This window comes from Collinsella sp. BM28 (genome assembly GCF_054551995.1).
Window position 1 is genome coordinate 610,176 of record NZ_JBTOLJ010000001.1, and the last position, 12,243, is coordinate 622,418.

At 64.2% G+C, this 12,243-nt stretch carries 12 protein-coding genes; 7 read left to right on the top strand and 5 right to left on the bottom strand.

The window, feature by feature from the left end:
- Window positions 1–13 precede the first annotated feature (13 nt).
- A complete protein-coding gene (locus ACX9NZ_RS02620; RefSeq protein ID WP_407495793.1) occupies window positions 14–673 on the bottom strand; it encodes an HAD family hydrolase in 660 nt (219 codons plus the stop codon).
- Between the two features lie 285 nt (window positions 674–958).
- Entirely contained in the window at window positions 959–3,916 is a 2,958-nt protein-coding gene (locus ACX9NZ_RS02625; protein WP_407495796.1) for a magnesium-translocating P-type ATPase, read from the bottom strand.
- A 635-nt stretch (window positions 3,917–4,551) separates the two neighbouring features.
- Between ACX9NZ_RS02625 and ACX9NZ_RS02630 the strand changes: the two genes are divergently transcribed.
- From ACX9NZ_RS02630 to ACX9NZ_RS02645, 4 genes are all read left to right on the top strand, one after another.
- Window positions 4,552–5,217: a YoaK family protein gene (locus ACX9NZ_RS02630; protein WP_118653955.1), complete on the top strand. Its 666-nt coding sequence runs from the start codon at window positions 4,552–4,554 to the stop codon at window positions 5,215–5,217.
- 96 nt (window positions 5,218–5,313) lie between these two features.
- Window positions 5,314–5,985: a DUF3990 domain-containing protein gene (locus tag ACX9NZ_RS02635; RefSeq protein ID WP_407495799.1), complete on the top strand. Its 672-nt coding sequence runs from the start codon at window positions 5,314–5,316 to the stop codon at window positions 5,983–5,985.
- Entirely contained in the window at window positions 5,966–6,628 is a 663-nt protein-coding gene (locus ACX9NZ_RS02640) for a helix-turn-helix domain-containing protein (RefSeq protein ID WP_118653953.1), read from the top strand. Before ACX9NZ_RS02635 ends, ACX9NZ_RS02640 begins: the two co-directional genes overlap by 20 nt.
- A 144-nt stretch (window positions 6,629–6,772) precedes the next feature.
- On the top strand, window positions 6,773–7,366 hold the full coding sequence (locus tag ACX9NZ_RS02645; RefSeq protein ID WP_294159757.1) for an RNA polymerase sigma factor: 594 nt from the start codon (window positions 6,773–6,775) through the stop codon (window positions 7,364–7,366).
- 20 nt (window positions 7,367–7,386) lie between these two features.
- Here the strand turns inward: ACX9NZ_RS02645 and mnmA are convergent, their stop codons facing one another.
- Window positions 7,387–8,571 carry a tRNA 2-thiouridine(34) synthase MnmA gene (mnmA, locus tag ACX9NZ_RS02650; RefSeq protein ID WP_407495803.1) on the bottom strand — a complete coding sequence of 395 codons (1,185 nt, stop codon included), beginning with the start codon at window positions 8,569–8,571 and terminating at the stop codon, window positions 7,387–7,389.
- Between the two features lie 48 nt (window positions 8,572–8,619).
- Window positions 8,620–9,558, bottom strand: coding sequence for a cysteine synthase A (cysK, locus tag ACX9NZ_RS02655; RefSeq protein WP_407495806.1), 939 nt, complete (start codon window positions 9,556–9,558; stop codon window positions 8,620–8,622).
- 245 nt (window positions 9,559–9,803) lie between these two features.
- Between cysK and ACX9NZ_RS02660 the strand changes: the two genes are divergently transcribed.
- Window positions 9,804–10,226, top strand: coding sequence for an RrF2 family transcriptional regulator (locus ACX9NZ_RS02660; protein ID WP_302742206.1), 423 nt, complete (start codon window positions 9,804–9,806; stop codon window positions 10,224–10,226).
- 13 nt (window positions 10,227–10,239) lie between these two features.
- On the opposite strand, the gene ACX9NZ_RS02665 is transcribed toward ACX9NZ_RS02660, so the two are convergent.
- A complete protein-coding gene (locus tag ACX9NZ_RS02665) occupies window positions 10,240–10,605 on the bottom strand; it encodes a phage holin family protein (protein ID WP_118653949.1) in 366 nt (121 codons plus the stop codon).
- Window positions 10,606–10,765: 160 nt separating this feature from the next.
- Between ACX9NZ_RS02665 and ACX9NZ_RS02670 the strand changes: the two genes are divergently transcribed.
- Both ACX9NZ_RS02670 and ACX9NZ_RS02675 read left to right on the top strand, forming a co-directional pair.
- The gene (locus ACX9NZ_RS02670; RefSeq protein ID WP_302742205.1) at window positions 10,766–11,839 is read left to right on the top strand and encodes an FAD:protein FMN transferase; all 1,074 of its coding nucleotides are present in this window, start codon (window positions 10,766–10,768) and stop codon (window positions 11,837–11,839) included.
- A gap of 107 nt (window positions 11,840–11,946) precedes the next feature.
- Window positions 11,947–12,243: a YerC/YecD family TrpR-related protein gene (locus tag ACX9NZ_RS02675; RefSeq protein ID WP_118653947.1), complete on the top strand. Its 297-nt coding sequence runs from the start codon at window positions 11,947–11,949 to the stop codon at window positions 12,241–12,243.

Sequence of the window (12,243 nt, forward strand, 5' to 3'; positions counted from 1 at the left end):
TTTTCGGGGAAGGCTATCGTTGGGAAACGCACAGCCGATCGAGGGACGCGGGCAGTTCGAGCAGGGAGGGCAACACCTCGGCGCAAAGCGCGCAGATTTCGTCTGTGGGTTCGCTGTAATCGGGGACCATGACCACGCGCATGCCCGCTGCGGCTCCGGAGCGCACGCCGTTGAAGGAATCCTCGACGGCGATGCAGAGCGCGGGATCGATGCTCAGACACCCGGCGGCGGCGAAGTAGACGTCGGGTGCGGGCTTGTGGTGCTCGATGTCCTCATCAAAGACCGCAGCATCGAACAAGTCCATGAGGCCGAAGCGCCTCATGCTGGTGACGGCGCGCTCGCGCACGCTGGAGGTGGCGAGCGCCACGGCAAGCCCCCGCTCGCGCGCTGTCGTCACGGCTTCGGCGGCGCCGGGTTTGAGCGAGAGCTCATCCTCCCAGGTCGCATCGAAGATCTCATGGCGGCGGGTGAAGAGGCGCTCGGTGAACGCGTGATCGCCGAATTCATCGTCGATCATCCTCATGGCGTTGGGGATGCTGCAGCCCACGAAGGCGTGCAAGATGTCCTCGGGGATCGTGATGTCAAAATCCCGCGCCGCGCGCCGCCACGATGCCTGGCTCACGCGCTCGGTGTCGATGAGTGTGCCGTCCATGTCGAAAATGACTGCCTGCATGGGTTCCTTTCGAAGAGATGCCTGAGGCAGTATGGTATCAGCTCGTGGCACGGGCCGCGATTTGCAGCAAAACGGTGCGGTCACGAGGAAGGGGTGCGGGGGAAGTTGAGGTTTTTCGTACTCATATTCGGAAAAGCCAAGTACATCTCAAAAAGACGCAATGCTGAGCAGGCATTTTGTCCTTCAAAAAAAGCGATGTACTTCACGGAATGAGAAAACGATACGAAAAACCTCAACATCCCTGTGGGACACGCCGCTCCGGAGCGCTTCCATAAGAGATGCCGTCTACAGCAACTCGCCGTGCGCGCGGACGTATAGGACCTTGGCGATGCTCGTGAGCAGTAGGTACCCCGCCATCATCGCCGCGAGTACGCCAAAGAACACGCCCGGTAGCGGAACCAGGTCGAGTGCCGAGTTCACGCCCGGGACGTAGGGCATTGCCGTGACGAGGCCCACGCCCAGCATGGTGAGGAGGGTGAGCGAGGCGGCGGGCCTGCTCTGCACAAACGGCAGCCGCTCGGTGCGCAGCAGGTGGATCACGAGGGTCTGGGTCCACATGGACTCGACGAACCAACCGGTCTGGAACACGAGGGCGAACAGCGCGCGTTGGGCGGGGTCGGTGAGGGCGGCCCAGGGCGCGCCCACCACGAGCGGGCACACGACCCAGAACATCGCCGCGAAGGTCAGGATGTCGAAGATCGAACTCACGGGGCCGAGTCCGAGCATGAAGCTCACGATGCCGCGCGCGTCCCAGGTGCGCGGGCGCGCCAGGAACGACTCGTCGACGTGATCCCAGGGCAGCGCGGCGCAGCTCACCGTGTACGCCATGCCGAGCAGGAGCAGCTGCAGCGCGCTCATGGGCAAAAACGGCAGGAACGCGGCCGCCGCCAGCACGGAGAGGACGTTGCCGAAGTTCGAGCTCGCGGTGGTCTTGATGTACTTGATGGTGTTGCCGTACGTGCGGCGCCCATCGACGATGCCATGGGCGAGCACGGTGAGGTCCTTCTTGAGCAAGATGATGTCGGCGCTCTCCTTGGCGACGTCGACGGCGGTGTCCACGGAGATGCCGCAGTCGCTCGCGCGCATGGCGGCGGCGTCGTTGATGCCGTCGCCCATGAAGCCGACGGTCTTTCCGCCGCGCTCGCGCAGCACGTTCACGATGCGCGCCTTCTGCAACGGCGAGAGCTTGGCGAACAACCCCGTGTGCTCGGCGCGCTCGGCGAGCTCCTCGTCGCTGAGCATGTCGATCTCGGCGCCGGTAAGCATGTTCCGGGCGTTGATGCCCACCTGCTCGCACACGGTTGCCGCCACGGCGGCGTTGTCCCCGGTGAGGACCTTGACGGTCACCCCCAGGCCGGAGAGCTCATCGACCGCCGCCTTGGCACTGGACTTGGGCGGGTCGAGGAACGCGAGGTAGCCGATGAGCGTCATGTCGCGCTCGTCGTCGGCGGTGAGGTCGCGGGCGGGCACGTCGTTTCTCTGTGCCACGCCCACCACGCGCATGCCGCGCTCGTTCAGGCCGCGCACGCGGTCGAGGATCCGGCCTGCCTGCTCGGGCGTGAGCGGGAGGACGTCGGCGCCCACTTCGACCTCGCTGCAGACGTCGAGCATCTCCTCGACGGCACCCTTGGTGATGAGCTGGCGCTTGCCCGCTTCGTCGGCGACCACCACGCTCATACGACGGCGGTCGAAGTCGAAGGGGATCTCGTCCACAAGGCGCCACTGCACGCGCGCGGCGGCGATGGAGCCGGCTTCGGGCGAGGTGCGTTGCCGGGCCCTGCCCGGGGCGCTCGCATCGGTTCCGTTGAGGGCTCCCGTCGCGGTGTTCCCGGCCCGCGCGTCCATGCTCCGCCCGCCCGCCGCCAGCGCCTCGGCACGCTCGATGATGGCCTCGTCCATGAGGTTGCGCAGGCCCGTCTGGAACAGGCTGTTGAGGTAGGCGTGGCGCAGCACGCGGTCGCTGGGCGCGCCGAGCACGTCGAGATGGCGCTCGAGCACGATCTTGTCGCGCGTGAGGGTGCCGGTCTTGTCGCAGCACAGCACGTCCATCGCGCCGAGGTTCTGGATGGAGGAGATCTCCTTGACCACGACGTCCTTCGCGCGCATGGCCTCGGCGCCGCGCGCCAGGCACGTCGTCACGATGACGGGCAGCATCTGCGGGGTGATCCCCACGGCGACGGAGATTGAGAACAGCAGCGCGTCGAGCCAGTCACCTTTGGTGAGGCCGCAAAGCACGAAGACGATGGGGCACATGACGAGCATGAAGCCCACGAGAACGCGGGAGACCGAGGCCACGCCGGCATCGAAGCTCGTGGTGGTTGGGCGGGAGTCGAGGGCGCTCGCGATGCCGCCGAGGTAGGTGCGGGCACCGGTGGTCACCACCACGCCCGTGCCCGAGCCGCTCTGTACGGTCGTTCCGGCGAAGGCGAAGTTCGTGCAGTCGTCGATGACGAGCGCGCGGCCCGCCGGCTCGGCTATGGCCGCCGGCGTCTTCTCGACGGGGTCGGACTCCCCGGTGAGCGCCGCCTGGGTGAGGAAGAGATCCTTGGCGGTGACGATCCTCAGGTCGGCGGGGATGATATCGCCCGCGGCGAGCTCGATGAGGTCACCCGGGACGACATCTGCCAGCGGGATTTCGGCAGCTCCGGTGTCCTCGCGCACGCAGCGGCAGGTGATGGAGACGAGGCCCTTGAGGGCGTCGGCCGCCGCCGCACCGCGCGTGTCCTGCCAAAACGAGATGCCACCGGAGATGAGTACCATCACTCCGATGATGATGGCGGTGGAGGGGTCCTCGTCACCGGGGGCGGCGAGGTAGACGTTGGTGTAGAGCGAGATCGCCGCCAAGGCGAGCAAGATGAGGGTGAACGGCGTGAGGAACGCGCGGGAGAGGCGCGCGGCGAGTGGGTCGTGGTGCTCGGGCGCGATGATGTTGGCGCCGTGCACGGAGCGGATGCGATGGGCCTGCTGCTCGGTGAGCCCGCGCGGGCCGCAACCGAGCAGGTCCATGACCTCCGCGGCCTCGAGCGCCCCGATGCGGGCGATCTCGGGATCGAGTCCCTCGGTGCGGCGCGCGGCGGCTGCCGAACTCACGCTGTGGCGGACATGCGCACTCACACTGCCGATGATGCGGTGGATGCCGCGGCGCATATGGGTCTTTGTGGGGCGGGCGATCCCGGAGACCGCGAGGGGGTTACGGCCGAGGTTCGCCTGCTCGTTTTGTACGGTGTGCTTCATCCAGGTCATGAGGCACCTCCTTGACGTCGTGCTCAGCGCTGCTGAGCCGGTTGTCCAATTACCGGGGAGGTGCGCCCATGCAGAAACGGCGATGCGACGTTTGCGAGACGTTGCGTTGGAATTCAGGATGGGAAATGCGCCGAAAGGATGCTCTCGAAGCACAAACGAGCCGATTGTGGCAGTTTCAGGCAGCGAGAGTTAACTCTCGCGGAGCTCGTTGCTCGTCAGTTGTCTTCGATGTCCGCGACACGCTCGGTGCCGTCATGGCGCAATCGGGGTTTCGCCGTCTGCGGGGCGCAGCTACTGGCAGGGTGGTCCATGACGCACCTCCTTCAATGTCACGGCCGTGGCCTTCTTTGAGAATCGGACGCTAGTGTAGACCGGCCTACATGGTTGTCAAGCGCGATTCTACTCTAATCCATAAATTAGGTAGGTTTGTAAAGGAAGGGTAAAGCTGCGGAGCTGATAACCTCAATTTGGGGCAGGCATGCAATCGAGGCCGAGGAATCAAGACCCTGAACCGAGGATAAGCTGATGGCTATCGGTTAAATCTTCGCGGTGCTATCGCGCGCTGTGCGCATGGCATATGCTGTACAGGTGCCGGACATCATGACGTGGCCGGCGCGAGAAGAGGGGAGAGGTTCGTGCAGCGCGCGAAACAGGTTTCCGAGTCCATCGAGCTCGGCATCATCTTGGCTTTGGTCGGCGGTTTCATGGATGTGTACTCGTACATGGGGCGCGATGGCGTGTTCGCCAACGCGCAGACGGGCAACATCCTGCTCGTGGGCGTGCATCTCTCGGAAGGCGATTTCGCCGTTGCCATGCGCTATCTACTCCCGGTGCTGTGTTTCTCCGTTGGCATCATGCTGAGCGACCTCGTGCATGAGCGCTTCGCGAGTGTCATGCATTGGCGGCAGCTCACCGTGCTCGTCGAGGCGGTCATCCTGCTCGGCGTCGGCCTGCTCTCGTCTGAGTACAACATACTCGCCAACGGCCTCACGTCGCTCGCCTGCGGCATGCAGGTCGAGAGCTTCCGCAAGATCCACGGGCGTGGCATCGCCACCACCATGTGCATCGGCAACCTGCGCAGTGCCCTGCAGAACGTCGACGACTACATCATCACGCACCAGCGCGGTTTCCTCATGAACGGAGTCCTGTACTTTGGTGTCATCGCCGTGTTCGTGTGCGGCGCCGTGCTGGGCAATTGGTGTCTCGAGCGTTTCGGCCTGTCCGCCATCGGCATCTGCTCACTGCTGCTGCTCGCGGCGTTCTTCTTGATGTTCACCGACCGCGAGGCGGCGGCGGAGTAGGCCCCGGCGTGCCTTGGCCCGCCGCAAATGGCCCGCGTACAATCTACTGCACATGGGTAGAATAGTATCACTACAGTGATATAGCTAGGAGGCCCCATGGAGTTGTGGCACGGATCACCGGAAATCGTGTGGACGCCCCTGCGGGGGCTGTGCCGGCCCTACAACGATTATGGGCCAGGGTTTTACTGCACGCCCTATGCTGAACTGGCGCGCGAATGGGCGTGCCCGCAGCGCGGGAAAGACGGTATCGCCAATCGCTATGAGCTCGATCTAGGCGGGCTGGGCGTCCTCGACCTAGAGGCGGAAGGGTGCTCCGTGCTGACCTGGCTCGCGGTGCTGGTGAGTAATCGCCCCGTGCAGGTTTCGAGTCCGATCGCGCGTGACGGCATGGAATACCTTCGCCGTGTGTTCGGCATCGACCTCGAGCCGTACGACGTTGTTCGCGGTTGCCGGGCGGATGACTCGTATTTCTCGTTTGTCCGGGCGTTTTTGAACAACACGCTGTCGGTTGCGCAGGTCGGTCGTGCCATGCGGCTTGGGGGACTGGGGAGTCAGGTGATGGTGCGCAGCGAGCTCGCCTTCGGACGGCTTTGCTTCCGGGGATATGAGACGGTCCCCGCATGTGAGTATTATCCGCTCCGCATGCGCAGGGACGCGTCGGCGAGAAGAGCGTTTCAAGACGAGCGCACGGCGGCGGATCTGGACGGTCTGTACATTCGCGACATTCTGCGCGAGGAGGTGGGCCCCGATGATCCGCGCATACGATGAGGTGTACCTGTCTGACGCGATGAACACGTTGGGCGAGTTTTTCGACTACGCGGTGAACGACCACGGTGCCGAGGGGGACGAGATCGCCGACCTGTTCTGCATGAGCGAACTGGCACGGTCGTTTGGCCGAGGCGAGCCATGGACCGTCGCCGGCCTGTGCGGATGCGAGCTGTTCATACGTCTGAGCAGGGAGTTCGGATATTCCGTCGAGGGATTGGCCGCTCCTTGCGCGCGCATGGGAAAGACGCGGGAGTACTGGCTCGGCTGGATTGCGGCGTATGTGCAGTGGAGGCTGGACGTGCCCTTCGACAGGCTGTTTTCTGCCGTGCCATACGACGAGCTGCTGGCCATGTACGACCCGTGGCACGAGGCGTCCGAAGAACGGGTGGCAAAGCTTGTTGCAGAGAGAATCGAGCAGGCGAGAGGGGAGACGCGTCTCGCCGCGATGCGCAAGCGCCTGGGACTGAGCCAGCGCGAGTTGGCGCATCGGTCGGGGGTGTCCTTGCGTTCCATCCAAATGTACGAGCAACGAAACAAGGACATCAATCGCGCCCAGGCATGTTCGGTGGCGGCGCTATCCCGCGTCCTACATTGCACCATGGAGGATCTACTTGAGGTCGAGCTGGGGGAGTCGGCGATATAGGCGTCCAACGGTTGGCGGCAATTCCAGTTCTATTGCATGTCCACCGCTCTCCCCGTCACGAACGGCCGGAGATCTGGGATGTCGGATTATTTGCAACGAATAGACCCCTGAATCGAATATAGAAGTAGATGGGGAGGTGATGAGATGGAGCTGGGAAGCGTCTTTGGTTTGGACGAGGCGCGCGGGGCAAACGCGGCGGCGCGGCGCGATGCGCGGCTGGTACGGGCGATTGTGCGCACGGGGTCGCGCGCCAAGGCGGACACGCTGGTGCGCGCGTATTACGACGAGATGCTGCGGTTCGCACTGAGGCAGATCACATCCGCGGAGGACGCGCGCGACGTGACGCAGGAGATTTTCGTGGCGGCGCTGCGTGGACTGCCGGGGTTCGACCCGCGGCGCGCCTCGTTTCGCACGTGGCTCTATCGCATCGCCTCGAACAAGGTGATCGATTGGCTGCGATCAAGCCGTTCGGCGTCCGCAACGGTGTCGCTGGAGGAGCTCGACTGCGAGGTTTCCGATGGATGCGACGAGATGGGGGAACTGTCGGAGCTCGCTGCGAATTCCGCGCGAGCCGCCCGCATCGGCGAGCTCCTCTGCACCTATCCGGATGACGTGCAGCGCATCGTGCGGTTGCGCGTATATGCGGAGCGTCCATTCGGCGAGATCGCGGAGGTCGCAACGGCATGGTGCTGCATTGCGTTCCGCCGTCAAATGCGTTGTGATCTCAAGACGAGGTGAGCGTCGGGGAGGCAGGTGGGCTACTTGACCGCACGCACCACGGTGCCGCCGCCCAAGACGACGTCGCCGGCATAGACCACGACGGCTTGGCCGGGGGCGATGCCGCGTTCTGGTTCGTCGAAGACGAGCTCGAACGTGGCATCGTCGCCGCTCGTCGCCCGGCATAGGCGCGCAGGCTGGGCGGGGTGGCGGTAGCGGATCTTGGCGCGAACGGGGAGACCCTCGGCCCCCGCCTCATCCAGCAGTTCTTCCATGACGCGAGCAGGTGCGCTCCAGATCCAGTCGTCCGCGATGAGCCCGTGCGCCATGAGGTCCTCGACCTCGCCCAGGGTGACGGTATTCGCCACGGCGTCGATGCCCGTCACGTAGACGGGGTGCGCGCATGCCACGCCCAGGCCCTTGCGCTGGCCCACGGTGTAGCGGATGGCGCCATGGTGGCGCCCCAGCACCTCGCCGTCTGTGTTCACGATGTCGCCCTCAGGCAAAGACACGCCGTTGCGTTGCTCGATGTAGGTCGCGAAGTCGTTCTTGGGCACGAAACAGATGCCCTGGCTGTCGCGCTTGCCGGCGTTCTCGAAGCCCTGCTCGCGCGCGATGCGACGTACGTCGCGCTCCTTGAAGAGGCCCCCGAGCGGCAACAGCACCCGTGCGAGGCGCTCCTGCGTGAGCGAGTACAGGACATAGCTCTGGTCCTTCGAGGGGTCGAGCGCACAGGATAGCGCGCGCACGGCCTCCGGCCCGTCGTATCGATTGACGATGGCGCTGAGCAGGTTCGCCTCGGTTGGGGGGATGTTGGCGTACGGGGCATGGTCGAGCGCGGCGACCTGCGCGTAATGCCCCGTGGCGATGTAATCGCAGCCGCGCTCGCGGGCATGTGCCAGGAGCGCGCCGAACTTCATATGCCGGTTGCAGTCGATGCAGGGGTTGGGTGTCCGCCCTGCCTCATACGTGCGCACGAACTTTTCTACCACGTGCTGTTCGAAGGCCGTGCGCATGTCGATGACCTCGTGGGCAAAACCCAGGCGGTGGGCGATGGCGGCGGCGTCATCGGCGTCCGAGCCGCTTCCGCACGCCCCCGGCGCGGCGTCGCCGTGCAGCAGCATGGTCGCGCCGAGGCATTCGTACCCCTGCCCCTTGAGCAGGAAGGCGGTGACGCTCGAGTCGACGCCGCCGCTCATGGCGACGAGTACGCGCTTACGGGTCATGGGGCTCCTCGGTGTTCGGATGGTCGGTATGAGTGCGGACGCGGCTGCCTACTCGGCGAAGAGTGCCGTGGAGAGGTAGCGCTCGCCCGTGTCGGGCAGGAGGGCGACAATGGTCTTTCCCGCATTTTCGGGACGCTTTGCGAGCTCGAAGGCTGCCCAAACGGCGGCACCGGAGGAGATGCCCACCAGTACGCCCGCCTTGCGCGCGAGCGCACGGCCCGTTGCGAGGGCGTCCTCGTTCTCTACGGGAATGATCTCATCATAGACCGCGGTGTCGAGCACCTTTGGCACGAAGCCCGCGCCGATGCCCTGGATGGCGTGCGGGCCCGCCGCGCCGCCCGAGAGGACCGGCGAGCTCGCGGGCTCGACCGCGACGACGTGGACGTTGGGGTTGCGGGACTTGAGGTAGCGACCCACGCCGGTGATGGTGCCACCGGTGCCCACGCCTGCGACGAAGATGTCGACCGCCCCATCGGTGTCCTCCCAGATCTCGGGGCCGGTCGTGGCCTCATGGGCGGCGGGGTTGGACGGATTGGTGAACTGGCCGGCGATCCAGCTCTTCGGCGTGGCTTCCGCCAGCTCTTCGGCGCGTGCGATAGCGCCCTTCATGCCCGCGGCGCCCGGGGTGAGGACGAGCTCGGCACCGTAGGCGGCCAAGAGGGCACGGCGCTCGGCACTCATGGTCTCGGGCATGGCGATAATCAGGCGGTAGCCACGCGCGGCGGCCAGCGCGGCGAGGCCCACGCCGGTATTGCCGCTCGTGGGCTCGATGATGGTGTAGCCGTCGTGCGGTGCGATGAGGCCCGCCGCCTCGGCCTCGTTCAGCATGTTGAGCGCCACGCGGTCCTTGACGGAGCCGGCGGGATTCTGGCGCTCGAGCTTGACGAGGACGCGCGCGTTGACGTTGGCCTCGCGCTCGAGTTGTGTCAGCTCCAGCAAGGGGGTATGTCCGATCAGCTGGTCGATGGATGCGTAGACGGCACTCATGGCGATCTCCTAACGTGAGGCCCCGCCCTCTGAGGGGGTGAGGTGCTTGGCTGTATGATACACGCGGACCATGGTACGCACGCCTTCAATTACATACCAATCATATAGGGAATAGGTAATCAATCTGAAACATGACGTTCATTTCCGCAGGAGTCGGCTGAAAAAACCATCGTTGCCTATAAAGGAAGGGGGGTTGTCTGTTATCCTTCGGCATATCGGACCACTGCGAAGGGAGCACGGACATCATGTTGGTCTCCACAAAGGGACGCTATGCCCTGCGCGTCATCGTCGATCTTGCAGAGCACGCTTCGGAGGGCCGTATTCCGCTCAGGCAGATTGCCGACCGTCAGGGAATCTCGGAGAAGTACCTCGAGAACATCTTGTCGACGTTGGTACGTCACGGTATTTTGTCGGGGCTGCGCGGCAAAGGCGGCGGTTACTGTCTCACGCGTGAGCCCGATCAGTTCACGGTGGGGGAGGTCCTGCGTCTGACCGAGGGCTCGCTTTCTCCCGTGTCGTGTCTGAGCGAAGAGCACAACATCTGCGAGCGCGCGGCTACCTGCCGCACGATTCATGTGTGGAGGGAACTCGATCATCTCATCGAGGACTATCTGGAGGGCGTGACCATAGCCGATCTGATGTGCGCTCATCCGGAGGCGGAAGAATAGCCAGCCGCTTGCCTTAATCCTCGGTCACCACGCCGAGAATCGTGCACATGATGCTCACGATAATGCTGCCTATGAGCGCAGATCCGAATCCGGCAATGGAGATCCCCGAACCGAGCAGATTCACCGAGAGCCAGCTTGCGAGTTCGAGCATGAAGCTGTTTACCACCAGCTGGAAGAGCCCCACGGTAAGACACGTGAGCGGCAGCGAGATGACGGTGATGAGAGGCTTGACCAACGAGTTGACCAAGCCGAGAAACAGCCCGACAAACGCGAAGCTGAGCCAGGGATCCGCCGCTCCGAACGGAGCGATGCCGGGGACGAGGAACGTGGCGATGGCGATGGCGATGGACGTCAAGAGCCAGTTGAGGAAAAAGCGCATGAGAGGCCTCTCGGTCTGCGTGCGACTCGGATATGCGATGAAGGATCCGAGGACGTGGCGTGCACGCTAAGATAATGGTACGCGGCCGTGGCATTGTCATGGCCGTTCTCGGATATTCTACCCAAAGCCCCGTCATTCCGACGGACGTGTGAGGAACGCCATGCAACAGTACGCCTATGCGCAGATTGAGACGGCGGAGCCTTATCCCGGCGAGGATGGCTCGCGCGTCATCTCATTTTTCGTCTTCAACACCGATGTGCACTTCCACGTGTATTGCGGGGACGGTCGCGAGAGGACGGAAGACGAAGGTGCCGGGCGTACCGTCGAGGCACTCGATGACGCCTTGCGGGCATGTCGGGATCGGTGCCTCTTCTTTGAGCGCCATCTATCGCGGACCCGATCGGATTCGGATATCTCCCGCGCCCATGCCGCCTCCCCCCATCCGATCGATGTCGCGCCCGAGACGGCCGAGCTTGTGCGCTTGGCTTGCGGGTACTGCGCGCGAAGCCGGGGTTGCTTTGACATCACCATGGGGACGGTGACGCGCCTGTGGGATTTTCACGAGGGAGTTGTTCCGAGCGCCCTGGAGCTTGCCCGTGCGTTGCCACATGTGGACATCGACGCGATACGCGTGAGCGCGCCCGACGAGGCGCCCTGGCTTGCCATCGAGGACCCTGCATGCTCTCTCGACGTAGGCGGGGTCGCCAAGGGCTACATTGCCGACGATCTTGCTCAGCTGCTCGTGGCCCACGGCGTCGAGCGCTTTGCGATCAACTTGGGCGGTAACGTGGTTATGCGCGGCGGACGTCCTGCCGATGAGGCGTCGCGCCCTCCCGTGCATGCCGGTGACCCTTGGAAGATCGGCATCGTGAATCCGCGCGACCCCGCCCACTATCGCGCGATCGTGGACGTGGCGAATGGGTCGGTCGTGACGAGCGGCCTGCACGAGCGCCGCTTTTCGAAAGGCGGACGGACGTATCACCACATACTGAGTCCCGTTGACGGCATGCCCGCGCACACGGACGTCACGAGCGCGACGATCATCGCCGACCGTTCGCTTGACTGCGATGGCTATTCGACGACGGTGCTCATGCTCGGCATGGATGAGGGGCTCGCCTTTGCCGAGAGCATCGATGGCGTCGAGGCGGTGCTCATAAGTGATGCGGATGAGGTGCGCTGGACATCCGGAATTGCCGAGCGTCTCTCACTCGTCCCCACGCTACCAAGCTGGTGACGCGTGCCGCTCGCGGATGACATCGGTGCTTTAGCACGCTAGTGTGCTAAACTTCGCCTTGGCAGTAGGGTTACTGCCAAGTACATTGATGATGCCTGGTGGTGACCATGAATATAGAAAAGATGTTCGAGCGACCCGATGTCGATCAGCTCGTCGAGGCGTTCCGTCTCGTCGAGGGCCCCGATGAGATTCGCGCATTCCTCACCGACCTGTGCACGCCGCGCGAGATCTGCGACTTCGCGCAGCGCTTGCAGGTCGCCCGTTATCTCGACGAGGGAGAGCCCTATGTTGAGGTGCAGGCGCGCACGGGAGCCTCGTCGACCACGGTGAGCCGCGTTTCCAAGGCGCTCAACGGCGAGTACGGCGGCTATCGCGGTATCCTCGTCAAGCTCGGCGATAATTAG

Coding starts and splice junctions, on each gene's coding strand:
- ACX9NZ_RS02620 (WP_407495793.1), bottom strand. CDS start 673: ATGCAGGCAGTCATTTTCGACATGGACGGCACACTCATCGACACCGAG.
- ACX9NZ_RS02625 (WP_407495796.1), bottom strand. CDS start 3,916: ATGACCTGGATGAAGCACACCGTACAAAACGAGCAGGCGAACCTCGGC.
- ACX9NZ_RS02635 (WP_407495799.1), top strand. CDS start 5,314: ATGGAGTTGTGGCACGGATCACCGGAAATCGTGTGGACGCCCCTGCGG.
- ACX9NZ_RS02640 (WP_118653953.1), top strand. CDS start 5,966: ATGATCCGCGCATACGATGAGGTGTACCTGTCTGACGCGATGAACACG.
- ACX9NZ_RS02645 (WP_294159757.1), top strand. CDS start 6,773: ATGGAGCTGGGAAGCGTCTTTGGTTTGGACGAGGCGCGCGGGGCAAAC.
- mnmA (WP_407495803.1), bottom strand. CDS start 8,571: ATGACCCGTAAGCGCGTACTCGTCGCCATGAGCGGCGGCGTCGACTCG.
- cysK (WP_407495806.1), bottom strand. CDS start 9,558: ATGAGTGCCGTCTACGCATCCATCGACCAGCTGATCGGACATACCCCC.
- ACX9NZ_RS02660 (WP_302742206.1), top strand. CDS start 9,804: ATGTTGGTCTCCACAAAGGGACGCTATGCCCTGCGCGTCATCGTCGAT.
- ACX9NZ_RS02665 (WP_118653949.1), bottom strand. CDS start 10,605: ATGCGCTTTTTCCTCAACTGGCTCTTGACGTCCATCGCCATCGCCATC.
- ACX9NZ_RS02670 (WP_302742205.1), top strand. CDS start 10,766: ATGCAACAGTACGCCTATGCGCAGATTGAGACGGCGGAGCCTTATCCC.
- ACX9NZ_RS02675 (WP_118653947.1), top strand. CDS start 11,947: ATGAATATAGAAAAGATGTTCGAGCGACCCGATGTCGATCAGCTCGTC.